Raw genomic sequence first — 25,859 nt, forward strand, 5'->3', positions numbered from 1 at the left:
ACCATAAAGACCGAAAAATTGTAATTTAATATAGAACAACTATTTATTCTCAGCTTGAGATTTATATGATTTTGAAAAATTTGCCATATTGTCTGAATTATTGCCATATTGTCAATACAAGACACAATAAATAAGGAGCGCCCTGGCATCCTGCGCCCCTTTTCATTTTACGCCCTGTCCCGGGTCTATGCGGCATTTTGAACCGCCGCGACAACAGCCTCGGCGGCTTCCTTGAGCTTTCGGGCAACGGTAAATTCCAGACCCGAATTTTCGAGAATTTGCGCACCTTCCTCGGCATTCGTCCCCTGCAGTCGCACCACGAGCGGCACATTGATCTCGATATCTTCAAGCGCGGCAACAACGCCTTCTGCCACGCGGTCACAACGCACAATACCGCCAAAAATATTGATCAGCACAGCTTTGACCGATTCGTCGGACGTGAGAATACGCATCGCATTCTTGACGCGCTCGACATTGGTTCCCCCGCCAACATCGAGAAAATTTGCCGGTGACGACCCCGCGTATTTGACAATATCCATTGTAGCCATTGCCAGACCTGCGCCATTGACCATACAGCCGACTTCCCCGTCGAGTTTGATATAATTGAGATCGTATTTTGAGGCTTCGACCTCGAGCGGATCTTCCTCGTCAACATCGCGCAATTCATAGATATCAGAATGGCGATACATCGCACTATCATCAAAGTTCATCTTGGCATCCAGAGCCAGAACCTCACCACTTTTGGACACAACGAGAGGATTGATTTCTGCGAGCGAACAATCGGTCTCTATATATGCTTTGTAAAGAGCGGTAATAAATGCGACCCCCTGCTTGAGTTGATCGCCTTCAAGCCCCAGACCGAGTGCGAGATGCCGTGCCTGAAAAGGCTGGAGACCAACACCGGGATGAACGACCTCTTTGAGGATTTTTTCCGGCGTCGTCGCAGCCACCTCTTCAATATCCATCCCACCCTCACTGGAAGCCATAACGACCAGACGCGACTGCGCGCGGTCCAGCACAATACCCAGGTACAATTCCCGGTCAATATCCGTCGCATTTTCCACCCAAACGGATTTGACTTTTTGCCCTTCAGTACCCGTCTGCGGGGTAACGAGTTGCATGCCAATAATTTCGGATGCCACTTCTCTGGCTTCGGCAGGATTGGATGCGAGTTTAATACCGCCCCCTTTCCCGCGACCACCTGCGTGGATCTGCGCCTTGACGACCACTGCCCCACCGAGGTCTTTGGCAATCGCTTCGGCCTCTTCGGGCGTACGAGCAACGGCACCATTTGGCACGGGCACACCAAAGGCCCTGAGAACTTCTTTAGCCTGATATTCGTGAATTTTCATCTCTGTTCCTTGTGTTTGTGTTATCCAATGCCAACTCAAACAGCGTATTTTTCCAACACACCTCGATCAATCTCAATGCCCAATCCCGGCGCATCGGGCACGGGCACTTCGCCATCCACCGCCTGGATCGGATTCACAGCCAACTCCGTTCGCAATCCATTCTCAGTCATATCGTATTCAAACAGAGATGGAATTGGGTTCAACGCATCCGGCGCATCGGGAATAGTAGCCTGCCAGTGGACAGTCGCCGCCAGTCGAATATGACTGCCCCACATATGCGGCAAAACCCGCACATAATTTGCACTCGCCATCGCCGCAATAATGCGACATTCGCTAAACCCACCTGCAATGCTGATATCGGGCTGCACGATATCAAGTGCCCGCTGCTGGATCAACTCGCGGAATGCCCAACGTCCACCCAGCCCTTCCGCGCCCGCAATGCGTATAGGCAACGCGCCTTTCACCTGCAAATACCCGCGCACATCATCCGTTGGTATCGGTTCCTCATACCAGAACAAATCATTGTGTGCGATCTTGTGCCCCACATCGATGGCAGTACCCACATCATACCCACAATTGGCATCCACGGCAAACAACACATCGGGACCTATCGCCTGCCGAATTGCCCCTGCGTTTTTCGTATCGTAAGCCTCGCCAAATCCGATCTTCATTTTCATCGCAGAAAAACCCATATCGACATACCCTTTTGCCTCATCGACGAGTGCCTGTGTCACATCGGGGCGGTCTATGCGAAATAACCCGGTGGCATACGCGGGAATTTTGTCTCTCACCTTTCCCCCCAATAGTTGATACACCGGCATCTCGAGCGCCTTGCCCATCAAATCCCACAGCGCAATATCTATCCCACTGATCGCCTGCGGACTTACCCCATCATCGGACAACGCCTGATAGATCGCGCCACAATCAAACGGACTGCGCCCCACAATATGTGTATCAATCGCAGATCGATGGACTTCGCCTGTCCCCTCACCCCACCCAATCAGGCCATTATCTGTGGCGATCTCCACAACTTGCGCCTGTCGGCTCGTGGACCATCCCCTCGAAATCGCGAACTTCTCTCGCAAGGGATATCGCAAATGATATGTTTTTACCTCGGTGATTTTCATCTGATCACTCCTAATCCACAAACAAATCATCCAGTGTCACGGGTGTAATCGTGCCGAGAGTGCTCAGACTATTGAGATCAAATTTGGTCGTGTCGCCCATAATAGAAATGAGTTTGGGACGTCTGGCAATATGCTGCTTGTGAAAATCGAGCACACTCGGCATCTCGGCCTGGAGAATGTGACCGAACCGCTCTTTTCTCGGATCGGGCGTCTGGTTGCGGCGTTCCCAAATACGCAACACGCCGGGCAACTCGCGGTATTTGATCTTGGCGACGCGATAGCGATTGACCACAGAATTTTTGGCTTCTGAAAAACGCTCGGGAGATTCGGGCAAATCGTCAATCAACTCGACCAGTGCAGCAACAGCCTCCGGGGTTTTGTCTACCTGGCAACCAATATATCCCCACATGACATTCTGATCATTGCTGCGATCACCGAGGTCATACCGCGCAAATGTAGAATACGCCAGTGCGCGGGCTTCGCGCAATTCCTGAAAAACAATACCCGACATACCCCCGGCAAAATAATCATTGTAGAGATCAATAGCCGGACGAAGTGCAGCATCGAACACTACGCCTCCAGACTCGACAAAGACCTGAGACTGCGCTGTTTCTTTGTGAAAGAATCGGATTTCGGTTTTGTCTGGCGCGTGAACTATGAGACGTTCATAAGCAGGAGGCGTTCTTAAGTCACCACTGTTGGGAAAATGCTCTTTGATAGTCGCAAGAACCTCGTCCAGCGGCCTGGAACCACCGTAAATCAAAGCATGTTCATAGGTCGGCAGGCTGGATATTAAACCGTGTAATTCTGAAACCGTGAGATTTTGCAATGCCTCAGAAGAAATGCGGCGCTTGTACGACGAATTATCGCCATAACGACTGTACAAACGCAGGGCATTGCGCAGAGAACGGGGATCCTTTTTTTGATCTTCGCGTTGCGCGAGGGTAATTTTGACGAGTTCATCGAGCGTGGCCTGATCCGCAGTCGGATTCTGAATATATTTCATCATCAGCGAAAGAGATGCCTCAAAATTTTCATCTAAGCCGGAAATCCTGATATTGGTCTCATTATCTGACACGCCAATATTGAAATCCGTACCCAGTTTGTACCATTCTCTCTTCAGCGCATCGGGAGCCAGGTCGCCAGCACCGGATTTGTCCAGGAGCGATCTGGCTGTGCTGAGTCGATTATCCTGATACGTCCCCATATCCACGCTCAGTGTAAAAGTGAAGAGATCGTTAACCGGGTTTTTCACATAATAGAGTTTTACACCGTCCCGCACTTGTGCAATGGTATAGTCTTTATCGGTGACAAAAACGGGAGCAAGTTCATCGGCAGGCATAGTCAATACATCTTTTGCAAATTCGGATTGACGGGTCGGATCAATATCAATCTTGTCGATTTTGGGCTTCTCGATCTTGGGCAATTCGTGTTGTTCGTCAATGCGATACCCCGCAACATAGCCTTCACCAAAATAATGATTAGCTACGCGAATAACATCTTCTCGGGTGATTTTTTCCATACGAGCAATTTCAGCAACCTCTTGATCCCATTCGGCAAATCCCAGAAATGCACTGGTCATTTGTCTGACCCGACTGCGATTGGATTCCAAACCCCGTTTTTGGTTCTTTTTGAAATCCGTGACAATTGCAGACAGCAGGCTTTCGTCAAATTCCCCGCGTTTGATCATAGCAATTTGATCCAACAGAAGTTGCTCAACATCTGCAAGTGTTTGATCTCTTTTTGGAATACCCCACAGATATTGCGTGCCGTAATCATTGAGTAAATAGGGATAGCTTCCCGCGCGTCGTACTTTCTGCTGCTGCACGAGATTGAGATTGATAAGCCCCGCAGTGCGATTGTCCAGGATCATATCAATCAGCTTTAGAGCTTCGGCGTCTTTGTGGCTGCGGTGGTTTGTGCGAAAGGCCAGAAGTACGTATTCTTCGCCCTGAAATTTAACCGTGACGCGCTCAGCACCTTTAATCGCCGGTTCTTCCCATGTTTGGAGCGCGGGAATATCTTTGGCTTTCCATGCCGAGAAATGTTCGTCAATCAGTTTAATCGTCGCGTCGATGTCAATATCTCCAGAAATACAAATCGCCATATTGTTAGGCACGTAATACGTGTCGTAAAACTGGTACATATTTTTGAGCGAGGGGTTTTTGAGATGCTCAACCTCGCCGATCGTGGTTTGCTGGCCGTAGGGATGCTTTTTGTATAGATGTTTATTCACAGCCTCGCTGATGAGCCAGCCTTTGTTGTCCAATGTGCGGTTCTTTTCTTCATATACCACTTCGAGTTCGGGTTGGAACAAACGAAACACGGGATTTTGAAACCGTTCGGACTCAATTCTTGCCCAGTGTTTGAGATAATTGCTGGGCAACCCCACTTTGTACACGGTTTCTTCGTGCCAGGTGTGCGCATTCAAGCCACTCTCGCCCATAGCTTTGTAGAGTTTGTCCAGCTCATTGGGTATAGCGTATTGTGCGGCCTGTTGAGATGCTTTGTTGATCTTTGCATAAATGGCCTTGCGTTTTTCGGGATCGGTTTCGCGGAAGTGATCTTCATAGAGCGCAATAATGCGGTCAATGTGCATTTTTTCTTTTTTATAATCCAATGTCCCGATATTTTGCGTACCCTTAAAAAGCATATGTTCCAGATAATGCGCCAGACCCGTAGATTCGGCGGGATCGTGTTTGCTTCCCGCCCGCACGGGGATTTCGGCATAAAACCGCGGTTCCTCGTGGTTTTCAGTGAGATAAACCGTAAGGCCATTGTCGAGTTTGTAAATATGTACATTCATCGGATCGTCGGGATTGGGCGCATTAACGCGCGTAAACCCGGCGAATACAGGCGAGGCGATCAGTGTAAGGGTGAAAAGTGTAAGGGCGAATAATTTCCGCATAATGCACTCCTTTGAAAGTGAACCGTGTTGTGAATTTTGCAGGTCTGTCTATTTTGGGATGCTGTGAACAGGATAGAAGTTTCAAATATACAATTTCCCCGCGTAATGTTCAATCATTTACGCAGTCTTCCATGCGAATTTGATCGAGGCGTCGGGCGACATCCTGGGGTTGGATTCGGGTTTTAAAAAAGAAAACATGCCCGGGCACATCCTCGAAATCTTCTTCCTGGACATTGAGATCGCGGGATACGGCGACGACGAGGTCTTTGCGATTGGCGCGGCGGAGCTTGTCGAGTTTACGCCTCAGATAATCGGGATGCCAGAAACCGACGATCTCGAGCAACGCCGTGCGGCCATCGGGATGGCGGAATGCAAAATCGGGAATGAAAACCGTATTCTTGAGATTCACAATTTCTGTTTCGCGTTCGAGCTCCCAGTCGGTTTTGGCTTTTTCAAAGCGCGTAGCAAAGGTCTCTTCGAGAAGAGAATCGTACATGGTCTGATCTTTGTAGTGCGAAAGCAAATTGTGGTTGTCGTCCAGGACAAAATCGCCTTCGCGGCCATCTTTGAGTTTGACCGTCGCTTCCATTTTCCAGCGGGTACACAAGAGCAACGCAGGCAAAAAAACAGCCATCTGAATACCGTATTTTTGCGAGAGACGAAACAGGCTTACAGGACCGTCGAGGACGATTTCGTATCCCGCATCTCTGTCGCCGCGGATATCGTGAATCAGGCGATAAAATTTGATAAACTTGAAGAGCTGTTTGTAGCGCACGGGCAAGTTGCGATGCACTGAAAGTCGCATGCGCGTGCAGCGATAGAACATAGCCTGCGCGAGTGCAACATTGTAGCGATTGAGCAGCCACGCGGGATCGGGCGCGTCAAAGCGATCGAGATAGTGATTGATGGGAAGGTCTGCGTAGAGGCTATGCGCGATATTTTCCGATGAGGTCTGATATTTGAGTGCGACCTGGTCGAGAATGTGTTCGCGCGTGACGGGATAGAGAAGATCGGGTTCGCGGACAACGGGGTGATTCTCTCGGCTGAGGCCAAAAACCTGTGTGCGAATTTCTTCGGGTTCAACAATACTGTCAATGCGAAACTCACAGCGATCGTCTTCGAGCAATTTCGTCAGACCGCGTTGAACGCGATAATCCGTTGCCTCGGCTGCACGCATGTCCAGAGCACTGTGTAATTCACCGCGCGACTTGCCCTGATGATCCGTGAAAATATCGATAATTTCCTCTGCCAACGCGATGATATTGGGTGCTGCTGCATCCACATAGCGAGGCTCGATATAAGGCCCGCGACGGCGCACGAGTAAAAGGTCGGAAGTGAGCATAAAGCGGTAAGACTTGAAACGCCTGTTACAGGACAGGCTCAAGTGCTTCTTCTACAGATAGTGGAAAAATTTCTGTTACATCGCCTTCAAGGCGCAATGCGAGATGTGCATAATTGTCGTGATCAGTTTTGCCCTTATTGATAATCACATAGGGCGCACCGCGCTCTGCTGCCATCAATGGAAAGCTCGCGGCGGGATAGACGGATAGAGTAGAACCCAGAGATATCGCCAGGTCGGCATTGGCTGCTGCTTTTGCTGCTTGGTGCAAGTCCGCTTCAATGAGCAGTTGACCAAAGCTGATGGTCGCAGATTTGAGATAACCTCCGCATTCGCACATGGGAGGTTTTTTAGTGCGGCGAAAGGCAGCGTAGTGGCGTTCGGGATCGCTGCGTTTGCCACAGGTCTGGCATTCGACTTCCGCATTGGTACCGTGCAATTCGATCAAGCACTCAGGTGAGGTGCCAGCCCGGGTATGCAGGCCATCAATATTTTGCGTGATGACGCATTCGATTTTATCTGCTCGCTCGAGCTTCACAACAGCCTTGTGAACGGCATTGGGACGGGCGTTTTCAAAGGCAGCCCAGCCTTCGAGTTTTTGATCCCACGCTTCAATACGCGCCTCTTCAGAGGTCATAAAATCCCCATAATAAACCGGGCGCCGGGTTTTCCACACGCCATCGGGACCGCGAAAGTCGGGTATGCCACTGGCGGTGGAAACACCTGCCCCCGTGAAGATAAGGATGCGCTCGGCATTTTGGATGTATTCGACGAGTTCTAAATTGGGCGTCACGATTGTGTCTTCAGATTGAGAACAACAGAGGTCGAACCCCAGTTGTGATCGGTGAGATAATATGCGATGACATCGGGGCGGCGTTTCAGGATCGCGTGTACGGTTTCCCGTAGCGCACCCGTGCCTTTGCCGTGAATAATACGCACATCGGAAATACCGCGCTGTTTGCATTCATCGAGATAATCGGGCACGAGAGCCTTGACATCGCGCGGATGAAAGAGATGGAGATCGAGTTCACCATCAATTGGAAGTTCGACAGGTTTGGGCATTATTATAGATTGTAGGCGTGCGCGTCGTCCAGATCGAGCAGGTCAAACCAGGTCGTGATATCAGTGCGACCAGGTGCTATGCGCTCGAGCGTTGTGTTGAAAATTTCCATCTGCTGTTCACCTTCAGGACCCTTCTGAGAGAGACCCGCGTTCAAACGCGAAATTTCATCCTGGGTGCGGTCAGTGTGTTCGAGCACCCAATCCCCGAGTTCGATATCGTTGACATTGTGATAGGCCGCATCCTGAAAATCTTCGGCGGATATATTGAGAAACTCAAGAATGACCTTATCAATGGGACAATCGTAGATATAATCGTTGAGCTTGCCCGCCTTTGCCGCGCGTGCTTTATCGCCCATACGCGATCCGCCGTAAATACCGGCAACATCGCTGTTATACGGCGAGCGCGGTGGATGTTGGGTCAAATCGGTATCCCGAAAACACCCCCAGTCGTCGAGTTCCATCGATTGGAGCATCGTTTTCACCTTATTGGGATCGGCATTGAATTTTTCAAGGCGATCTCTTAAGCGCTGGCGACTCGCATCATCAAAGGGTTCCCAGGTGAGAAGCTCGTTATTATACGCCTGAACCTCGTCTTCAGTTTTAGGGTAATTTTCGCGTAGCCAATCGCACAATTCCGCGTCGCTCATCCGCTGGGCTGCATCGGCAAAATCATCGTGCGAGACGCCGAGAAAATCGAGTACTATCTTGTCCAACCCCGAGTTCTCGCCATAGAGATGATCGCCAATCGTATTTGCCCGGTGCGCCCGCGCTTTATCGGTCAAACGAGCAAGCGAGACAATACCGAGCATTGAAGTATTAGTCGGCCGGCGAGGCGGTTGTTTCGTCAGATCCATAGTTTGCCTTTCTATTTCAATTTGTTTTGGGTTATATCAGCTAAAAGTTGCTGAATGTGTGGTTTGGCTTTAGGCGTATCATCTGTAATGGCTTTCCAAACAAGTCGAAAATTGACTCCAAAATAGGAGTGGACCAATCTATCGCGCATTCCCGACATCTCTCGCCAGGGAACCTGCGGCGAAATCGCTCTGACTTCGTCTGGAATCTGTTTAGAAGCTTCACCTATGATTTCGAGCTTTCTAATGACAGCGCTGGATGTTTTATCGTCACCCTCGAATGTTTCAAAAGTCATTCCTGTGATGAAAGATTCAATACTATCCATCGCCGCCAATATGTCTTTTAGATAGAGCGTCAAGTCCCTCATAATACAATCATTTCTTTCAAAACAGTGTCTCGAATTTCCTCCCGAAGTGACTCTTTGGGGACAACATCTACCTTGCGGTGAAGTTTTGTTTCCAAAAAATCTCCGACTCTAATCAGATCAAATAAGCTGGCATCATCGTCAAAATCTATCAAGACATCTATATCACTGGTATTTTGCTGTTCATCTCTCGCAAAAGATCCAAATAAACCAATTTCTCGCACTTTGTGTTGGAGAAGATCGGGTTTCAATGCCTTTAGTGTGTTCACTATTTCGGTTTTGTTCATTGTCAGATCCATTTTATGATGTTGCCGCGGATTCAATTATCCTCACAACCAAAAAGTGTAGCAACAACGCCATTTTGTCAACCGCATTTCAAAATATCTCTCGTTCGGAATCGGGCCATCTTTGTTTTTTACTCAGGATAGCTTAATGGCGATGAGATGCGACTTTTGCAGGGGCAGGATACACGTCAGATAATCGGGCGCCTCGTCCAGACGGCTCTTGAAAGCGGACCAATCCGGATCCAGGTACCATTGCTCAACCGCAGACCAGCCATCGACAAAAATGAAAGCTCCTGGCACCAGACGGCTTTCCAGCATATCGAACATAGGCACGAAAGCGTGCAGACCAAAGTCGATAAAGACGAAATCCACGCAATCGGGAAGAGCCGCGATAAAAACATCACCGGTACTCGTGTGGCACTCTACCAGATGATCCAGACCCGCGGCTCTCAAATTGCCCTGAGCCGCCGCGGTTTTTTCGGGCATCTGATCCAGGGTGAAAACGCGGCCTCTCGTGTGCTGCGCTGCCGCGGCCAGATACAAAGTGGAATAGCCGTGCGAAGTGCCAAATTCGACCAGCGTCCTCGCCCGTTGGTGAACCGCGGTGAGACACAGATACTGTGCCACCTCTGGGCTGGCAGCCTTGAGGCGCAGCGGGTCGGTAGAACCAGCCCGGCGCTCCTCCTGGTCACGGCTGTGAAGGTGGGCAACAAGCACTCGTTGGGCTGGGGTAAAGAGATCTTCGATATGCACAGCGTCTCCTTTCAGAACATCTCTCGTTGCTTCCCATCGTACGCATCGTGTTGCCTGCGGCGGCGAGAAATGCGGTCTTCAACCGTATTGCGGGAGATCACTTCGTAGAGAATGGCGTGTTTGCCTTCGCGGCGGCGCAAAATGCGCCCCAATCGCTGGACGTGCTCGCGGATCGTACTCGTCCCCGAAAGCACAACCGCAACATTGGCCTCGGGAACATTGACCCCTTCGTTGAGCACGCGAGAAGTGACGAGCGCGAGAATATCACCCTGATTAAAAGCTTTGAGGATTTCCCTGCGCTCCTTTGTGCGAGTCTGATGCGTGATGGCGGGAATGAGAAATTGCTCTGAAATCGTATAAACAGTTTCGTTGTCGTTGGTGAAAATGAGCATGCGGTCGCGCGGGTGTTTTTTCAGCAAGTCTTCCAGCACGCGCAACTTAGCGGTTGTGCCCAGAGCGACTTTTCGATAGCGGCGGTAGGCGAGCATCGCCCTTCGGCCGTCGCTGGAGCGAGCCGAGAGGCGCACGAAATTTTGCCATCCAGAAGCACTGCCCAACCGCAAATTCTTGGATTCCAGAAAATCACTGAATTGCGAACGCGCGGCTTCGTATTCGGCGCGCTCTTCAGCCACCATATCGACTTCTATGCGCTCTGTATTGTACTCGGAGAGATAATCGCCAGACAGGTCGCGAATGCCCTTTTCATAAACGGTTGGCCCCACGAGATCGCGCAACATAAGATGGCGGCCATCGGGACGTTCGAGCGTGGCTGTAAGCCCCAGGCGATAGGGGGCAATAGAAAGTTCTGCACCGTGAGAATAGGATTCGCCGGGCAAGTGATGAACTTCGTCAAAAACGAGAAACCCAAAGCGATTGCCGTAGCGGTCCATGTGCATATACGCACTGTCATAAGTCGTTACAGTGAGATCTTCAAGCTCGTGATACCCCCCACCCAGGATGCCGATATCGCGTGAAAAGGCATCTTTGAGCAAGTCATACCACTGATTCATAAGATCAATCGTAGGCGCGACAACAAGAGTACTGCGGCCAACTTCCGCAATACCCATCAGCGCCAGAAGCGACTTGCCCGATCCCGTAGGCAGAACAACCACGCCGCGATATTGATTTGATTGCCAGGCATCAAAGGCTTCAGCCTGATGCGGATGCGGGGTGTGTTCGCGATTAAAATTGAGTTTGAGGCGGTTGTAGCGCGGGACCACATTTTTTATCCCAACATCCTGAGCCTGTAATGCTTCAAGAATATTGCGATACCGATGCGCCTGAGCGCGCCAACGCCCCACGCGGCTATCCCATACAAATGGAGATGGCGGTTCATAGTCCGCTGGCGGATCCAGCAGAACGAGCGTGCCATCGTCGAACGCGAGGCGCATGTCGGGAGATGGAGATGGCAATATGAATTACCTCGAAGGATGGAGTAGATGCCTCACACAAAGAGACAAAGAGGGCTGGTTGGAGGTGGGAACCAATTCCCAGTCCCTCATCTTTAACTACGGTCTCGCCAACCGAATGGCGTGATCAGCGGCGGTGAGATAGGGAAACGATTCATCGAGAAAGGCTTCGAGCAGAGTGTCTGCATTCAGGTCTGATGTATCGATCTGAAATTTTTGTTTAAAAAATGACTTGCGAAATTCTTCGTGAAATGCCTCCTGGACCTCTTCGATATCCGATTCGGGTACAATGGGATAATCGTGTGGATCGTCTTTCATGCGCTGTTTGATGACCTCGGGACTGGCTGTGAGATGCACCAGAATAATATCTTTGGGCATATCTTTTTCCCATGCCTGGGGATTTTCGACCGGACGCGCAAGATCGGGATAGTAATAGCGTTGACCGTACACCATTTCCTCAATGTGAAAACCCGTGAGCAAGACGTGCTGGTAATTGTGTACCAGACGCACGTGATAAGCGATCTGAAAACGCTGAAAACGCTCTTTGATGGGCGATGGCACTTCGTTCATAGCCTTTTGATCTGCGGGATTTGTAAGGGTTTGCTGGTCGGGAACGGAAAAGTGATCGTCCATGTGATGGCGAATACCGCGCTCCATGCCCCATTTTTGTATGGCTTGAACCAGTGTGGTTTTACCCGTGTATTCCGTGCCAATTGCGATGACGCGCATGTGAAGCTCCTTGTTGAAAAGTCGGTTTAGATAGACTATATTTAGTTTCAGAACAGCCCATATTATCAATTTACAAAATTTAAAGCAAAACAAAAAACGACGCGGACTTATCGAATCTATCGTAAAAGGCACATCATGGGACGCACGAGCGATGCAAAAGAGCGGCTGATACAGGCTGCTATGGACTTGTTCTTAACGCGCAGTTATACCGACGTGGGTGTACAGGAATTGTGCAAAGCTGCCGCAGTAAAAAAGGGGAGTTTTTACCATTTTTTCGAGACCAAACAAGACCTGGTACTCGCTTCATTAGATCGATGGTGGGAGATCACACGAGAGACCGCCTGGGATCGGGCTTTTTCATCAAAACGACCACCGCTGGAGCGGATTTCGCGTTTTTTTGAACTGGTTTACGAGCAAAATTGCCAATTTTACGAGCGGCACAAACAACTTTGCGGATGTCCGTTTGGCAACCTCGCCGTAGAGATGAGCGCGCACGAGCCGCTGATCCGCCATAAAATTGATCGCATCTTTGAGGATGTAATCGGTCGATTACAAAGAACACTCGACGAGGCGGTAGAAGCCAGTGATCTATCCCCCATGGACACGCGGGAAACAGCTCTGGCATTGTGGGCGTATTACGAAGGCATTTTGATACTGGCCAAAGCGCGGCAAGATCTGGATCTATTAAAACGGCTGGGACAGCGCGCCGTGCGATTTTTGCAAGTATCGCGGCGACACGTGGCGTGAGGATATTATGACCATCTCGAAACAATATCAAAAAGATGGTTTTTGCACTATTTCTGACCCGGTTTTTCCAACCGATGTCGTCGATGCAGCAATTGAAGGCATGGATGCTGTACGCGCAGGGAAGTACGATACCGGACATCCGCCGGAAAACTCCCGATGGAACCCCGGCGACGATCCCAAAGCACTTTGCAAAATTGAAATGCCACAATTTGCCAGTCACGCCATCATGGACCTGGTCTCGCATCCCGCCCTCGGCAAACTCGCCGCTGAAGTCACAGGAGCAAAAATGGTGCAAGTCTGGTGGGTGCAACTGCTCTACAAACCCGTGGGCGAACCCACGGATCAACGCGTCACCAACATCGGTTGGCATCAGGACCGCTACTACTGGCGAATATGGGAAGACGGCAGCGAACTCTTCACTGCGTGGGTCGCCCTCAGCCACATCACACCCGATGCAGGACCAATGCGCTTTGTCCCCGGATCACACCGTTGGGGTCTCTTGGACATCGACTTCGGCTTTCAACAACAGGACCTCGACACATTGCGCAACGGCATATCAATACCCGAACAGGCCATCTGGCGAGAAGTCCCCATGCTCCTGCCCCCCGGCGCATTGAGCCTGCACGACTGCTTCACACTCCACGGCAGTGGGCCCAACCGGTCCAATGGACCCCGTCGCAGCTTTGCCATTCACATGCGCACCGAAAAATCGCGTCCCGTCAACGATGAGCGACAGGGCCTCTCCCGACACATTGACGACCCATCCAAATGCCCGGTTATTTATGAATCGTAAGGAGTATCCATGAGCAACCTCTATCTCGGGCTTGACGCCAGCACGCAGAGCTTGAGTGCTATTATCATAGACATCGACACCCGCAAAATCGTGTACGATGTTTCACTGAACTACGACGAAACGCTACCGCATTATGGCACTCAAAATGGCGTCCTCGATCATCCCGATCCCAAAATTGTTCACTCGCCACCTCTCATGTGGGCCGAAGCCCTCGATGTGCTTTTTGACAAAATGAAAACCGAGGGCATAACCCTCGGCAATATCCGGGCCATCTCTGGCTCGGGACAACAACACGGCTCTGTTTATCTCAAAAATGCGGATATCTTGTCCAATCTCGACCCATCAAAATCCCTCGTAGAAAACCTCAGCGGTATATTCTCTCGCGACACATCTCCCATCTGGATGGATTCCTCTACCCGCGCCGAATGCGATGAAATTTGCGACGCCCTCGGCGGTCTTCAAGCCACAGCCAGCGCCACGGGATCCACCACCTTTGAGCGCTTCACGGGACCACAGATCCGCAAATTCTACAAAACACAACCCGATGCCTATAACAACACCGCACACATCATGCTCGTCAGTTCCTTCATGGCCTCTCTGATCGCGGGCAAAGTAACCCCCATCGATCACGGCGATGGCGCGGGCATGAATTTGATGGACATTCAGACCCGGGCCTGGCATGCGGCTGCGCTCGACGACACAGCACCCGATCTATCCCATCGTCTGCCTCCACTTGCAGAATCCCGCGCAATTATCGGCACAGTGAACCCCTACTTTGTCGATAAATACGGCGTCAATCCCAATGCACAGGCGCTCGTCTGGTCGGGCGACAATCCCAACAGCGTCATCGGCCTCGGTCTCATCCGAGAGGGCCTTGTCGCCATCTCACTCGGCACCAGCGACACCTATTTTGGCACAATGAAAAATTGCCAGACCGATCCGCGCGGCGAAGGTCACGTCTTTGTCTCACCCACTGGCGACTACATGACCCTTATATGTTTCAAAAACGGCTCCCTCGCCCGCGAAGCTGTACGCCAATCTCATGGTCTGGACTGGGACGGTTTTTCCCATGCACTCCAATCCACCCCCCCGGGCAATAATGGCAAAATCATGCTACCCTATTTTGAATCCGAAATCGTACCCAATGTCCTCAATCCCGGCGTACACCGATTTGACCTCGACGAACAGGACGCCGCTGGCAATTGCCGCGCGGTTGTCGAGGCACAAATGATGTCCATGCGCATTCACTCAGAGTGGATGGGCGTGCGCCCTTCAGCCATCTACGTCACTGGCGGGGCATCGGTCAATCCCGAAATCCTCCAGATCATGGCCGACGTGCAAAACTGCCCCGTTCACCAATTTGAAGTCACCAACAGCGCAGCCCTCGGCGCAGCCCTCCGCGCAGCGCATGCGCACCTCAATACCACCTGGGAAGACATCAGCGAGGGCATCGCCGAACCCATATCCGGCTCCGCCGTTAAGCCCACCAACACCGCAGTGTATGACGAACTGGTTAAAAAATACGCCGAATGCGAGCAAATCGCGCTCGGCATATAATCCTCAATACGCCTCAGTTTTCAAGGTCCCCGCGTTCTTTTCATCGACAAAAGCGCGATAGGTATGTGGTCGTCGCTGCATCCAGTTGATCCCGCGAAAGCACCCGCGACTTTTTGGACTAAATCCATCCACGAGATTCACCTCTGCGGTCACAAACCGCTCACGCCCATCATTCCAGGCCAGCACATGCCCGGTGCGGTCAATAATACAACTGCCCTCCGCGCGATTTACAGCCACCACCATACACAACTGATTGTCCAGCGCCCGAGTCTGCATAATCCCGCGAAAGCGTTCGGGATCCCACGTATGATCTTCTGGATGCCACGCGCGGTGATCGCCCATAATTGGCAACAACAAAAAGTCCGCGCCGTTTAACCCGATCATCCGCGACGATTCAGCCGCCGAAGAATCCATACAAATATTGCACCCAATCCGTCCGATCTCTGTATCAAATACAGGAAAATCATCACCCGGTAAAATACCCGAATCCATCTCGCCACCCACCGCCAGATGCACCTTGCGATATTTGCCATCCACGCCGCCATCGGGTGCGTACAACACGGCTGTATTGTGAACGGCATCGCCATCCCGTTCAAGCACACCCAACAGCACATATACGCCATAATCGCGCGCAACATCCGCAAACGGCTCCGCCTCGGGTCCCGGCACGGGCACTGCCAGTTCCAACGGACTCCCTTTAATCCCGTATTGCAATGCGATCTCGGGCAACACAATCAAATCGGGTTTTTCTTTTTCACATATCTCTCGGCACAAAGGCAAATAAAGATCGACATTGTCCTGAATCGACTCAAACCGCCGGTCGCGATCTTCTCGCCGTCCCGTCGCGACACAAATTTTTACGGGTTTGTATGATTCTCCCACGTCTGTCGCGATCACTCTGGGCAATTGCCATTCGGATGATCCCACAACCGACCAGCGAAACGTATAGCGCACAGTCAAGTGTTCGGCATCTTCCGGAGCAGTGAGACGCCGCGAAAATTGCACGGTATCGCCGTTCCACTCGGGAAGGAGATAATCCCAGGACAAAACTTCGCCGCGCCGCCCACTGTCCCGATCCAGGTGGCCCCAATACGCCTCACAGCGCAACACATCGCGTGCCGTATCCACATCTTGAAACTGCGACTGGGCAACAATCTCATATATTTTGCCGGCCTCAACATCCGAATACGCGATCTGCCATCCGCCAATACAGGTGCGCGTCCCGTTTGCAGCAATTGCCAGTGTATCCCCACTGCGCTCTGTCAACGGCGCGGCGGTCGGATGTGGCGCCCAGGGTTCAATAGACTCAAGCTGTAACTCTGACATAGTCTTCTCCCTTAATTTTCAGTTTGCACGATTTCCTTAATCTGCGAATAGGATGCTGTCGCAATTAGCTCCTGTGTCTCGGGCAACAATCGCTCGACAATTTCATCGGGAAATTCATTGAGCGGCATCACAAACTGCGGCATGTACCGCAGTGTCAAAAATCTTCGGTCTCGATCCCTCGGCTTCCAACTCAGCGCACCGTGTGTCACCATCTCTGAAATCATCACCACATCGCCCGCTTTGGGAAGCACGTTTAATACCCCTGGCGGAACATCATAGGAAACATAATCCGGATTATACCCACCTTCGGGCGTCCGGCTGCCCGGATAAAAAAACCCCTCTGGCCGATCAAACGCGCTCTTGTGTGAACCCGGCAAAATAATCAAACCACCATCGCCTTCATACACATCTGTCAAATAAAAAAACACCACCAGATGATCGCACAGGCATTTTCCGTCCCGAGCCAGATAGTACGGTGCTTCAGGTCCTTTGCTGGGACTCTCCCGCGCCGAATGCAGGGGATGAAATTCGTGCGTGTGATTATTCACCATCAAATTGCCACTCGTCAAACGCGGGCGATCATTCATCAGCGCTTTCACAATCGGCCACACTTTGGGATGTTGCGTCAAAGCCTCCAGTACGCGGTCAAACGCAAAACCGTAAAGGTGCCAGATAAAATGATTTCGCAAGCGATTTACGTGAAAACCTGGCGGCAAATCCTCATCCGACACTTGCATATACCGATCAGCCGCTGCTTGCGCTTGTGCCAACGCATCTCCTGTCACCACGCCCTCTAAGTGCAAATATCCCGTCAAATCGAAGAAATACTTTTGCTCTGGCGTCATATCGAGCCTCCATTACTGTAACTTCAAACTATTGTTCAACCCAGTGACGGTACAAAGGCTTCACATCTTCCGGCAACCCGTCGTACACCTCCTTTTGCAATGGTATAGATTCGTAATTCTTGCCACCTGTCTCCACCACCATCATCTCGTGCTCGGGTTTGCCAATATGCGACGGATTCAAATTCAACCACCACGGGGCATAGCGCACAATCAAAGCCACGCGCGGTTGGTCACTCTGATTTGATGCCACTGCATGCCACAATCGACTATCGTAAATCAGCACACTGCCCGCTGCGCCCTTCACCTGCATCTCGGAGGGATACGGCGCATCCTGATCCACATCGTCCATCCCACCTGCCGCCGGGTTATCGAGCCATCGATGACTGCCCGGCACGAGAAATGTCCCGCCATTTTCCTCATTAAACGCCGTCAACATCCAGATAGACGACAAATGCAATAATGCATCGGGATACGGCGCGGGAACATGCGACGCATTGGTCGCATTATACGGCCAATCCGCGTGCCAGTACCCCCTTTCATTGCCCGGATAATTGATCACACAATCCGTGCAAGAAACGCGCGCATAAGGTCCAAACAGCGCATCCACCACATCCATCATCTTTCGACTTGCCAGATAAGGTGCGAAAATCTGCGTCTCATTAATCACCTGCCGCAAACTCGCCACACCCTCTGCGCCAACGCGATGTCCCTTCGCCCGGGTTGCTGCCAGTGCCGCCTCTGACTCTGCGTGTTTTTGCGCCTGTGCTGCCACTATGGCTTGCCGCACGGTATCCACCTCATCTTCGGGAATCACATTTTCAACCACGTAAAACCCATCGCGCTTGAGTTTTTCGAGAATACGAGAAACCGACATCATTTACACCCTCCAGAATGTTATTCCGCAATCCTGTTGCAAAAAAGATACACATGTCGTATTGTTTCACACAACGCATATCGGGTTTCAGACATTAGATATACGCACAACTTCTTATTTTTCCAAATTTTATTTCTATACCGAAAAGTTTCACGACACGGGCACGGTTTTTGCATACTTGTATCTAAAAACCACACGAGTGCTACCATCATGTACAAATACCTCATCCTGCTCTGTCTGTTTGCCACCCCTGCCCTGGGACAAATTGGGCACGAAATAGAAAAGATTGAAGTGCGCGGCAATGAAAAAACCCGTGCTGAAATCATTCGGCAGGTCTTACCCATAAAAGTGGGGGATAACCTGCGCGAAGGGGATATCGACCGCTGCCGCGTGGTTCTCGAGCGATTGCTGCTTTTCCGAACTGCATTTGTCAATGTCAAGCCCGGTGCAGAAAAAGACAAAGCCATTCTCGTGGTCTATGTACAGGAAAAGCGCTTTGGCGACCTGGGCATGAGCCTTGAATATTCCGAACTCGATGGTTTTGGCGCGTCCGCAAATGCGCATTATGCCAATCTGCGTGGCGAAGGAAAATTAGTCGGCGTAGAATACGGTTTGGGAGAACGCTTCAAATACTGGGGGTTTCACTATAGCGATCCGCTCTTTCTCAAAACCAATCAGGCATTTCACATTCAAGTAACGGGGTCTTCTGCAGACCGCGACATCTTTCGCGATCGAAACCCCGATATCAGAGGGCGCTACGATCTCGAACGCATCGGATTTGCCATGGGTTTTGGTCAACCCTCTCCCCTGCGCGCCTACCATTTCGTCTTAAAATACGCTTTTGAAGCCATACAAATCGGCGACTTTCAACACCCTTCCATCCCCACGGGCGGTGGGATCTTCGCCAATGAAATTAAAGCTGCCGTAGGGCGGGAAGCTCTCTCCACACTTTCTTTTAACCTGTTCAAACAACCCGTGAGCGCAATCTGGAGACAAGGCACGGATTTTAACGCCCGACTCACACTATCTTCCAAACTTTTGGGATCAGTTGCAAATTATATCAAACTTCGCACGGAACTCTATCGGCACCAGCAACTTATCGCAGGACACATCCTCTCGCTCGGCGTCAAAACAGGGGGCATCTGGGGGAGTCCACCCTTTTACGAACGCTTTTATCTCGATGGAGATAATCAACTCAGAGGTATAGAACGCCGCGTTATTGGGCCAGAAGGCGGCACCTTGTTTTTTGCGGCTGAAGCCCTCTATGCCATCGATCTCAAAACCCTGGGGCGGGTATATGCCTTTGCCGAAAGTGGCGGTGTACATCGCTCTGTAAATGGCAAAAATCGGCGAGATGCCGACTTCGCTTTTGGCGTGGGCATGCTGCTCTTTAACCGCGTAGATATCAGCTATGGAATCAGCACGGGAACACTCATCGTAAAATCACATCGCTTTGCCGGCGTCAAAATTGGTCTGTGAGGACGAGATGGCCCGGTTCTTCATCATCCAGACACTCACAGTTTGCACGCTTGCCAGCATGCAACCCGTACTTGCACAACACATACCGCAAGACAGTCTTTATATTTATGTACAAGCCGACACCCTGCGCCTCGATGCAACCATCGATTCTCTCTTTTCAAAACGAGCCATTGACGCCATTGAATCGGGCATGACGACATCTATCGCCGTGCAATTTCGCCTGCGGACAGGCCGCGGAGATAATCTGGGACAAAGCAGCCTGCTCAGGCGTTTGGAACACGACATCTGGGAAGGGCAATATCGCCTCATCCAGCAATCCGCACGACCAGACACGCAGATTACGTCTCATTTTGAAGACATTCGACGCGCGTGTTCTGACCTTCAGGGCGTCGCACTGGCTCAGCTTCCCTTTCCCGACGAGCCTATCACTTTGCAGGTGCGGATAGACGTAAACCCGATCTCGCCCGAGCAACGAGAACGCACGCGACAATGGCTCAAGATAATTGAAAAAGGCAGCTTTCTCGAATTCTTTTTCACCCTGGACAGATCCACATCTCCTGAATGGATTGACCTGTTCAGATTTCGCCCCAGCGCGCTCCCATATCTTCTTGACTGAATAACATTCTGCCTGGAGACACAACCATGAGATCTATTCCCTTGCGCTGGCGCATCATCGCCTCCCTGATTGGTCTGGCATTGGGCACCACGCTCATACTCGCGCTACTCGCACGACACTTTTTGGCGCTGAGCCTTCAGACCAACGTCAATCTCGAGATGGGCAGTGCGCTGACCAGTGCGCTTGCTCTGGCAAAAGAGAACTACGACGCCAAAAAACGACAACTTCAGGACATTGGACAGCTTTTGTCTGCACCGCCTCACCGCGATCTCAATGCCTTACACGCCGCGTTTGCAGATGCCGGTCTCGACAATCTGACCCTGCGTGTTTCGCCTCTCGAACAGATTGACACAGACCTTTCGCAAGGTCCCGCGGTCTCCAAAGTAGAAAACGACCAGCTTCAACTGGTACTCGCACTTCCCGATTCGCAACGCGCACTAACTGCCCTGCTGTCACTCGAGGCGCTCATCAGTGTCAAAAATGCCGTACATACGTACAAACATATTGAAATGGCGGAAGGCGATCTGCGCACTGCATTTCTACTCGCCTTTCTCGTCGCCGCAGCAGGCGTTGTCCTTCTGGCATCTGTGATTGGCGTTCGCATTGGCTTTGGGATCACGCGCCCGCTTAACGCACTGCTTAAAGGCACGCGAGAAATGGGACGCGACAACCTGCAATACCGCATCCCCAAAGGCAGAAATGACGAGATCGGCTTACTCATCGAATCCTTTAACCAGATGGCGCAAGACCTTGTAGAAAACAGACGCAAACGACTCGAAGCCGAGCAAATCGCAGCCTGGCGAGAAATTGCGCGACGCCTGGCTCACGAAATAAAAAATCCATTAACGCCCATTCAACTTGCCGTGCAGCAAATGCGCGACAAATATTCTGGCAATGATCCCGCGTATCAACAATTTGTAACCAACTGCACGGAAATCGTCACAGAAGAAGTCGAAAATCTCAGATCTCTGGTTCAAGAATTTGCCAACTTTGCCCGCATGCCATCTCTCTCGCTGTCTCCCAGCGACCTCAATGAGTGTGTACACAATGTCATTCGCCTCTACCCGGATGCCCATATTCACCTCGACCTGGAGGAAAATCCGCCCGCGCTCGAACTAGACACCGAGCAGATGCGCCGGGTGCTGATTAATCTTATAGAAAATAGTCTTGACGCCTCTGGTAAAAACGGCCAGATCGAGATACGCACGCGCACGTCTGACGACACGGCTACACTGTCCGTAATTGACAGCGGACCGGGCGTGCCCTTAAAAGACCGCGTGCGCATCTTCCAACCTTATGTTTCCACAAAAGAAAGCGGTATGGGCCTGGGCCTTGCCGTAGTACACAACATCATTGAAGATCACGGAGGACACATCTCGGTCAAAGATGCCTCTATGGGGGGCGCGCAATTCGACCTTCAACTCCCCATTCCCGACCGAGCCATAGCGCAACCGGAGGAACAGCGATGAACCAAAATATTCTCATTATTGACGACGAAAGAAATATCCGTCGAACCTTAGACATGATACTATCGGGTGAAGGCTATCAGGTCTTCACCTGTGCCTCGGCACAAGCGGGGCTTGACGTACTCAAAAAAGATCGCATTCACCTGGTCTTACTCGACATTGTTATGCCAGAAATCAATGGCCTTGACCTGTTGCCCAAACTTCTCGAAGTGCGCCCCAATCTGGCAGTCATCATGATTTCGGGACACGGTAATGTGCAAAACGCCGTTCTCGCCATCAAACGAGGAGCTTATGATTTCCTGGAAAAACCGCTCGATCGCGACAAAGTGCTCCTGGCGATTTCTCGCGCCCTTCAAACGCGGGAACTCGCCGCGGAAAATCGCCACCTCAAGCAACAAATTGAGGGACGCTACGAAATGGTGGGGCAAAGTCCTGCCCTGACTGAAATTCGCAACCAGATCGCGCGCGTTGCCCCCACCAATGGGCGCGTCCTCATCCTCGGAGAAAGCGGCACAGGCAAAGAACTCATTGCCCGCGCTGTTCACAAAATGAGTCACAGAGCGAAAAATTCTTTTATTAAAGTAAACTGTGCTGCCATTCCCGAAGAACTCATTGAAAGCGAATTGTTTGGAAGTGATCGAGGCGCATTTACCGGCGCGGTCAAAACGCGCGATGGCAAATTCCTCCAGGCCGATAGAGGGACATTATTTCTCGATGAAATCGGCGACATGAGTCTGTCGGTACAGGCCAAGGTTTTACGCGCGCTCGAGCAGGGTGAATTTGAACGGGTAGGCGGCGCCAAAACCTTTCGGGTAGATGTGCGCGTCATCGCTGCGACAAACAAAAACTTGCACGCCGAAGTCGAACAGGGCAAATTTCGAGAAGACCTCTACTTTCGTCTGAATGTGATACCATTGACAGCGCCGCCCTTGCGGGAGCGCCGCGAAGACATCCCCGCGCTGGCCGAACACTTCCTCAAAGCCTATGCCGAAGAAAATGGATTTTTACCCAAAGCACTATCGGCAGAAGCGCGGGATCTACTCTTGCAATACGACTGGCCCGGCAACATCCGCGAACTGAAAAATCTGGTTGAACGCCTTTCAATTATGGTTTCAGGAGACACCATATACCCCGAAGACCTGCCCACTTTAGATGGTATGTCCATTCCAAGACAACCCGGTTCTTTCCCGGATTTCGGCGCGGGAAAAACACTTCGTCAGGTACGCGAGGCCGTTGAGCGGCACTACATTGCCGAAGCACTGGAGCGACACAAAGGCAATGTCACACGCGCATCCAATGCACTGGGCATCGAACGCACCAACTTGCACAAAAAAATAAAACAATACGATCTTGAAAGATGAGAGCGCATTTACGCGAAATAAAAAAGCGCGGAATTCACTTCCGCGCTAAAAAAATTGCAAGATGATGAAAATATTACAACCCAGCGGCTTTTTTTAATACCTGAGCTTTACTCGTCTGTTCCCATGTAAATTCTCCGCGTCCAAAATGCCCATAAGCAGCTGTAGAACGATACACGGGCCTGGTCAACTCGAGTGCTGCAATAATGCCAGAAGGCGTCAGATCAAAGTGATCGTCAATCAGATCAACGATTTTTGATTCTTCAATTTTACCCGTGCCAAACGTATCTACAGCGACCGAAACGGGTTTTACCACCCCAATCGCGTAAGCCAGTTGCACTTCGCATCGAGATGCCAGACCTGCAGCAACGACATTTTTCGCGACCCAGCGCGCCGCATAATGCCCACTGCGATCCACCTTGCTCGGATCCTTGCCGGAAAACGCCCCACCGCCGTGACGCCCCATCCCACCGTACGTATCCACAATAATCTTTCGTCCGGTCAATCCACAATCGCCGTGTGGCCCACCCACCACAAATTTGCCGGTTGGGTTGACGTGATAAATCGTATCCCTATCCAAAAGATGCGTGGGCACCACCTCGCGGATCACTTTCTCCTTCACATCCCGCTTAATCTGCGCGTGCGATACGTCCTCATCATGCTGCGTCGAAACCACCACTGTGTGAACGCGAACCGGCTCGTCCCCATCGTATTCCACCGTTACCTGCGATTTGCTATCCGGACGCAAATACGAAAGCCCTTTGTCCTTGCGAATTTGCGCGAGTTCTGCCACCAATTGGTGAGACAGGGTAATCGGCAACGGCATCAGTTCAGGTGTTTCTCGACACGCATACCCAAACATCATCCCCTGATCACCTGCGCCACCCGTATCCACCCCCAGCGCAATATCGGACGATTGCTGGTCTAAGGCCACCAACACAGCACAACTTCTGTAATCAAATCCATAGCTCGAATCCGTATAGCCAATCTCTTTAATCACGCCGCGCACCAGCGACTGAAGATCCACGGTAGCCTTACTGGTCACTTCCCCTGCGACTAACACAAGCCCGGTTGTCACCAGCGTTTCACAAGCCACCCTGGATTTGGGATCTTGCTTCAACATGGCATCGAGCACCGCATCCGAAATTTGATCTGCCACCTTATCTGGATGCCCTTCAGAAACTGATTCCGACGTAAACAAACGGCCCATAAAGCCCACTCCTATAAAAAATCAGAATAATGACAATCTCATTTGTAGTGTCGTCTCACCACTTTCCCCGCCAACGAACATCTCGTCATCCTCATCGGATAAGGTGGCGTTTACACGCGCCCGAATATCTGCAATCTCCTGCATATTGAGCACATCTTCGCCAAGTGCCTGAAGCTGCTTAAAGGATGTATTGCGAATTGCGCGTTTGACCTCGGGCAATGCCGAAGGCGTCATCGACAGCTTATCAACCCCCAGGCCCACCAGCAACAATCCAGAATGCGGATCTCCCGCATTCTCACCGCAAACAGTCACCGGTATATTTTCCGCATGCGCTGCATCAACCACGCCCTTGATCAATCGCAAGACCGCAGGGTGAAACGGCTCAAATAAATACGAGACGAGATCATTGCCGCGATCAACAGCAAGCGTGTACTGGATCAGGTCATTGGTGCCAATGCTGAAAAAATCGACTTCCCGCGCCAATTGATCGGCTATCAGCGCAGCAGAAGGGACTTCGATCATAACCCCAACGGGACACTGAGGATCAAAAGGTACGCCTTCTCGCGTCAATTCTTCGCGCACCTCATTGAGCACGGCAAGGGCCTCACGCAATTCGTCGATCCCCGAAATCAGGGGCAACATCAACTTCACATTACCAACGGCGCTCGCTTTTAAGATCGCCCGAAGCTGTATTTTAAAAAGATCGCGATGTCTCAACGTCAGCCGAATGGAACGCAACCCCAAAAAGGGATTCATTTCTGTCTGTGTATTGAGCACATGCGACATTTTATCCCCCCCCAAATCCAGGGTGCGAATCACGAGGGGGTGTGGCGCAATGCGCCTGGCCATTTGCGAATATGCGGTAACCTGCGAGGCCTCATCGGGCAAAATATCGCTGGCGAGATAGAGATATTCCGTGCGATACAACCCGACGCCCTCAGCGCCGTAGTCCATCGCAGAATGCACCTCGCTGGGCAATTCCACATTGGCCTGCAACGCGACCCGAACACCGTCCTCAGTCTGGGCGGGCAAATCTCGGGAATCGACCAACCCGGCTTTTCGCCTTCTCAGTTTTTCAGCCAGATCCCGATACTGCGCGAGTGTTTTATCATCCGGGTTGAGAATAAAATGTCCGCGGCGACCATCTACTATCGCGATATCGCCTATACGCGCATCAGATAGCGCATTGGCAACGCTGACAACAGCTGGGATCTCTAATCCGCGCGCCAGAATAATTGCGTGAGACGTGGGACCACCGACCTCTGTCACAAGCCCCAAAACCCGGTCGCGTTGCAAGTGTGCCATATCGTCGGGCATTAAATCGCGCGCAACGACAATCGATTTGTCGGGCAATCGGTCTAATCCCGCTTTTTCCCAATTCCCCAATTTGGCTAACACCCGCTTTGCAA

General features: G+C 51.3%; 24 protein-coding genes. 7 read left to right on the forward strand and 17 right to left on the reverse strand.

Annotated elements, in window-relative coordinates; genetic code table 11:
• Positions 1-185 precede the first annotated feature (185 nt).
• From sucC to F4Y39_01550, 12 genes are all read right to left on the reverse strand, one after another.
• Positions 186-1,352 carry an ADP-forming succinate--CoA ligase subunit beta gene (gene sucC / locus F4Y39_01495; GenBank protein ID MYC12380.1) on the reverse strand — a complete coding sequence of 389 codons (1,167 nt, stop codon included), beginning with the start codon at positions 1,350-1,352 and terminating at the stop codon, positions 186-188.
• Positions 1,353-1,387: 35 nt separating this feature from the next.
• On the reverse strand, positions 1,388-2,509 hold the full coding sequence (locus tag F4Y39_01500; GenBank protein MYC12381.1) for a mandelate racemase/muconate lactonizing enzyme family protein: 1,122 nt from the start codon (positions 2,507-2,509) through the stop codon (positions 1,388-1,390).
• Positions 2,490-5,387, reverse strand: coding sequence for an insulinase family protein (locus F4Y39_01505; protein MYC12382.1), 2,898 nt, complete (start codon positions 5,385-5,387; stop codon positions 2,490-2,492). Before F4Y39_01505 ends, F4Y39_01500 begins: the two co-directional genes overlap by 20 nt.
• Positions 5,388-5,496: 109 nt before the next feature.
• Positions 5,497-6,729: a DUF790 family protein gene (locus tag F4Y39_01510; protein ID MYC12383.1), complete on the reverse strand. Its 1,233-nt coding sequence runs from the start codon at positions 6,727-6,729 to the stop codon at positions 5,497-5,499.
• A gap of 25 nt (positions 6,730-6,754) precedes the next feature.
• Positions 6,755-7,690 carry a hypothetical protein gene (locus tag F4Y39_01515; protein MYC12384.1) on the reverse strand — a complete coding sequence of 312 codons (936 nt, stop codon included), beginning with the start codon at positions 7,688-7,690 and terminating at the stop codon, positions 6,755-6,757.
• Positions 7,516-7,788 (reverse strand): Smr/MutS family protein, encoded by a 273-nt coding sequence (locus F4Y39_01520; protein ID MYC12385.1) that lies wholly within the window; start codon positions 7,786-7,788, stop codon positions 7,516-7,518. Before F4Y39_01520 ends, F4Y39_01515 begins: the two co-directional genes overlap by 175 nt.
• Before the next feature lie 2 nt (positions 7,789-7,790).
• Entirely contained in the window at positions 7,791-8,642 is an 852-nt protein-coding gene (locus F4Y39_01525) for a DUF5069 domain-containing protein (protein ID MYC12386.1), read from the reverse strand.
• A gap of 11 nt (positions 8,643-8,653) precedes the next feature.
• Positions 8,654-9,007, reverse strand: coding sequence for a DUF86 domain-containing protein (locus F4Y39_01530; GenBank protein ID MYC12387.1), 354 nt, complete (start codon positions 9,005-9,007; stop codon positions 8,654-8,656).
• The gene (locus tag F4Y39_01535; protein ID MYC12388.1) at positions 9,004-9,291 is read right to left on the reverse strand and encodes a nucleotidyltransferase family protein; all 288 of its coding nucleotides are present in this window, start codon (positions 9,289-9,291) and stop codon (positions 9,004-9,006) included. Before F4Y39_01535 ends, F4Y39_01530 begins: the two co-directional genes overlap by 4 nt.
• A 132-nt stretch (positions 9,292-9,423) precedes the next feature.
• Positions 9,424-10,056, reverse strand: a complete 633-nt coding sequence (locus F4Y39_01540) for a hypothetical protein (GenBank protein MYC12389.1) — start codon at positions 10,054-10,056, stop codon at positions 9,424-9,426.
• The gene (locus F4Y39_01545) at positions 10,053-11,453 is read right to left on the reverse strand and encodes a DEAD/DEAH box helicase (protein ID MYC12390.1); all 1,401 of its coding nucleotides are present in this window, start codon (positions 11,451-11,453) and stop codon (positions 10,053-10,055) included. The genes F4Y39_01540 and F4Y39_01545 overlap by 4 nt, the downstream gene beginning before the upstream one ends.
• 96 nt (positions 11,454-11,549) lie before the next feature.
• Positions 11,550-12,179, reverse strand: a complete 630-nt coding sequence (locus F4Y39_01550) for a hypothetical protein (protein ID MYC12391.1) — start codon at positions 12,177-12,179, stop codon at positions 11,550-11,552.
• 135 nt (positions 12,180-12,314) lie between these two features.
• Here F4Y39_01550 and F4Y39_01555 point away from each other — a divergent pair, with 135 nt between their 5' ends.
• The 3 genes from F4Y39_01555 to F4Y39_01565 are packed head-to-tail and all read left to right on the forward strand — an operon-like array spanning position 12,315 to position 15,276.
• Positions 12,315-12,926: a TetR/AcrR family transcriptional regulator gene (locus tag F4Y39_01555; GenBank protein MYC12392.1), complete on the forward strand. Its 612-nt coding sequence runs from the start codon at positions 12,315-12,317 to the stop codon at positions 12,924-12,926.
• Positions 12,927-12,933: 7 nt separating this feature from the next.
• Positions 12,934-13,719: a phytanoyl-CoA dioxygenase family protein gene (locus F4Y39_01560; protein MYC12393.1), complete on the forward strand. Its 786-nt coding sequence runs from the start codon at positions 12,934-12,936 to the stop codon at positions 13,717-13,719.
• A 9-nt stretch (positions 13,720-13,728) separates the two neighbouring features.
• Positions 13,729-15,276 (forward strand): carbohydrate kinase, encoded by a 1,548-nt coding sequence (locus tag F4Y39_01565; GenBank protein MYC12394.1) that lies wholly within the window; start codon positions 13,729-13,731, stop codon positions 15,274-15,276.
• Between the two features lie 3 nt (positions 15,277-15,279).
• Here F4Y39_01565 and F4Y39_01570 read toward each other — a convergent pair whose 3' ends face one another.
• From F4Y39_01570 to F4Y39_01580, 3 genes are read right to left on the reverse strand one after another with little or no spacing between them, the layout of a single operon-like run.
• A complete protein-coding gene (locus F4Y39_01570; GenBank protein MYC12395.1) occupies positions 15,280-16,602 on the reverse strand; it encodes a carbon-nitrogen hydrolase family protein in 1,323 nt (440 codons plus the stop codon).
• 11 nt (positions 16,603-16,613) lie between these two features.
• Complete coding sequence (locus tag F4Y39_01575; GenBank protein MYC12396.1) at positions 16,614-17,447, reverse strand: phytanoyl-CoA dioxygenase family protein; 834 nt, start codon at positions 17,445-17,447, stop codon at positions 16,614-16,616.
• Between the two features lie 28 nt (positions 17,448-17,475).
• Complete coding sequence (locus tag F4Y39_01580; GenBank protein ID MYC12397.1) at positions 17,476-18,324, reverse strand: phytanoyl-CoA dioxygenase family protein; 849 nt, start codon at positions 18,322-18,324, stop codon at positions 17,476-17,478.
• Positions 18,325-18,531: 207 nt separating this feature from the next.
• On the opposite strand from F4Y39_01580, the gene F4Y39_01585 reads away from it, so the two are divergent.
• Genes F4Y39_01585 through F4Y39_01600 form a run of 4 tightly spaced genes read left to right on the forward strand, consistent with a single transcriptional unit; the run spans position 18,532 to position 23,243 of the window.
• Entirely contained in the window at positions 18,532-19,800 is a 1,269-nt protein-coding gene (locus F4Y39_01585) for a BamA/TamA family outer membrane protein (GenBank protein ID MYC12398.1), read from the forward strand.
• A gap of 7 nt (positions 19,801-19,807) precedes the next feature.
• Positions 19,808-20,416 (forward strand): DUF4390 domain-containing protein, encoded by a 609-nt coding sequence (locus tag F4Y39_01590; GenBank protein MYC12399.1) that lies wholly within the window; start codon positions 19,808-19,810, stop codon positions 20,414-20,416.
• A 26-nt stretch (positions 20,417-20,442) separates the two neighbouring features.
• Entirely contained in the window at positions 20,443-21,885 is a 1,443-nt protein-coding gene (locus F4Y39_01595; GenBank protein ID MYC12400.1) for a HAMP domain-containing protein, read from the forward strand.
• Positions 21,882-23,243: a sigma-54-dependent Fis family transcriptional regulator gene (locus tag F4Y39_01600; GenBank protein MYC12401.1), complete on the forward strand. Its 1,362-nt coding sequence runs from the start codon at positions 21,882-21,884 to the stop codon at positions 23,241-23,243. Before F4Y39_01595 ends, F4Y39_01600 begins: the two co-directional genes overlap by 4 nt.
• Before the next feature lie 73 nt (positions 23,244-23,316).
• Here the strand turns inward: F4Y39_01600 and F4Y39_01605 are convergent, their stop codons facing one another.
• Both F4Y39_01605 and ptsP read right to left on the reverse strand, forming a co-directional pair.
• Positions 23,317-24,450 (reverse strand): methionine adenosyltransferase, encoded by a 1,134-nt coding sequence (locus F4Y39_01605; protein ID MYC12402.1) that lies wholly within the window; start codon positions 24,448-24,450, stop codon positions 23,317-23,319.
• Between the two features lie 21 nt (positions 24,451-24,471).
• On the reverse strand, positions 24,472-25,859 hold a 1,388-nt coding region (ptsP, locus tag F4Y39_01610), incomplete at its 5' end, for a phosphoenolpyruvate--protein phosphotransferase (GenBank protein MYC12403.1).

Source organism: Gemmatimonadota bacterium (genome assembly GCA_009838845.1).
In the GTDB taxonomy this organism is placed as follows: Bacteria; Latescibacterota; UBA2968; order UBA2968; family UBA2968; genus VXRD01.

Excerpts from the sequence above, each read along its gene's own strand:
- F4Y39_01535 (MYC12388.1), bottom strand. The coding sequence starts at position 9,291 with ATGAACAAAACCGAAATAGTGAACACACTAAAGGCATTGAAACCCGAT.
- F4Y39_01510 (MYC12383.1), bottom strand. The coding sequence starts at position 6,729 with ATGCTCACTTCCGACCTTTTACTCGTGCGCCGTCGCGGGCCTTATATC.
- F4Y39_01505 (MYC12382.1), bottom strand. The coding sequence starts at position 5,387 with ATGCGGAAATTATTCGCCCTTACACTTTTCACCCTTACACTGATCGCC.
- F4Y39_01515 (MYC12384.1), bottom strand. The coding sequence starts at position 7,690 with ATGCAAACAGCGCGGTATTTCCGATGTGCGTATTATTCACGGCAAAGG.
- F4Y39_01575 (MYC12396.1), bottom strand. The coding sequence starts at position 17,447 with ATGACGCCAGAGCAAAAGTATTTCTTCGATTTGACGGGATATTTGCAC.
- F4Y39_01570 (MYC12395.1), bottom strand. The coding sequence starts at position 16,602 with ATGTCAGAGTTACAGCTTGAGTCTATTGAACCCTGGGCGCCACATCCG.
- F4Y39_01580 (MYC12397.1), bottom strand. The coding sequence starts at position 18,324 with ATGATGTCGGTTTCTCGTATTCTCGAAAAACTCAAGCGCGATGGGTTT.
- F4Y39_01530 (MYC12387.1), bottom strand. The coding sequence starts at position 9,007 with ATGAGGGACTTGACGCTCTATCTAAAAGACATATTGGCGGCGATGGAT.
- F4Y39_01550 (MYC12391.1), bottom strand. The coding sequence starts at position 12,179 with ATGCGCGTCATCGCAATTGGCACGGAATACACGGGTAAAACCACACTG.
- F4Y39_01555 (MYC12392.1), top strand. The coding sequence starts at position 12,315 with ATGGGACGCACGAGCGATGCAAAAGAGCGGCTGATACAGGCTGCTATG.
- sucC (MYC12380.1), bottom strand. The coding sequence starts at position 1,352 with ATGAAAATTCACGAATATCAGGCTAAAGAAGTTCTCAGGGCCTTTGGT.
- F4Y39_01595 (MYC12400.1), top strand. The coding sequence starts at position 20,443 with ATGAGATCTATTCCCTTGCGCTGGCGCATCATCGCCTCCCTGATTGGT.
- F4Y39_01590 (MYC12399.1), top strand. The coding sequence starts at position 19,808 with ATGGCCCGGTTCTTCATCATCCAGACACTCACAGTTTGCACGCTTGCC.
- F4Y39_01565 (MYC12394.1), top strand. The coding sequence starts at position 13,729 with ATGAGCAACCTCTATCTCGGGCTTGACGCCAGCACGCAGAGCTTGAGT.
- F4Y39_01600 (MYC12401.1), top strand. The coding sequence starts at position 21,882 with ATGAACCAAAATATTCTCATTATTGACGACGAAAGAAATATCCGTCGA.
- F4Y39_01560 (MYC12393.1), top strand. The coding sequence starts at position 12,934 with ATGACCATCTCGAAACAATATCAAAAAGATGGTTTTTGCACTATTTCT.
- F4Y39_01525 (MYC12386.1), bottom strand. The coding sequence starts at position 8,642 with ATGGATCTGACGAAACAACCGCCTCGCCGGCCGACTAATACTTCAATG.
- F4Y39_01520 (MYC12385.1), bottom strand. The coding sequence starts at position 7,788 with ATGCCCAAACCTGTCGAACTTCCAATTGATGGTGAACTCGATCTCCAT.
- F4Y39_01585 (MYC12398.1), top strand. The coding sequence starts at position 18,532 with ATGTACAAATACCTCATCCTGCTCTGTCTGTTTGCCACCCCTGCCCTG.
- F4Y39_01500 (MYC12381.1), bottom strand. The coding sequence starts at position 2,509 with ATGATTTGTTTGTGGATTAGGAGTGATCAGATGAAAATCACCGAGGTA.
- F4Y39_01605 (MYC12402.1), bottom strand. The coding sequence starts at position 24,450 with ATGGGCCGTTTGTTTACGTCGGAATCAGTTTCTGAAGGGCATCCAGAT.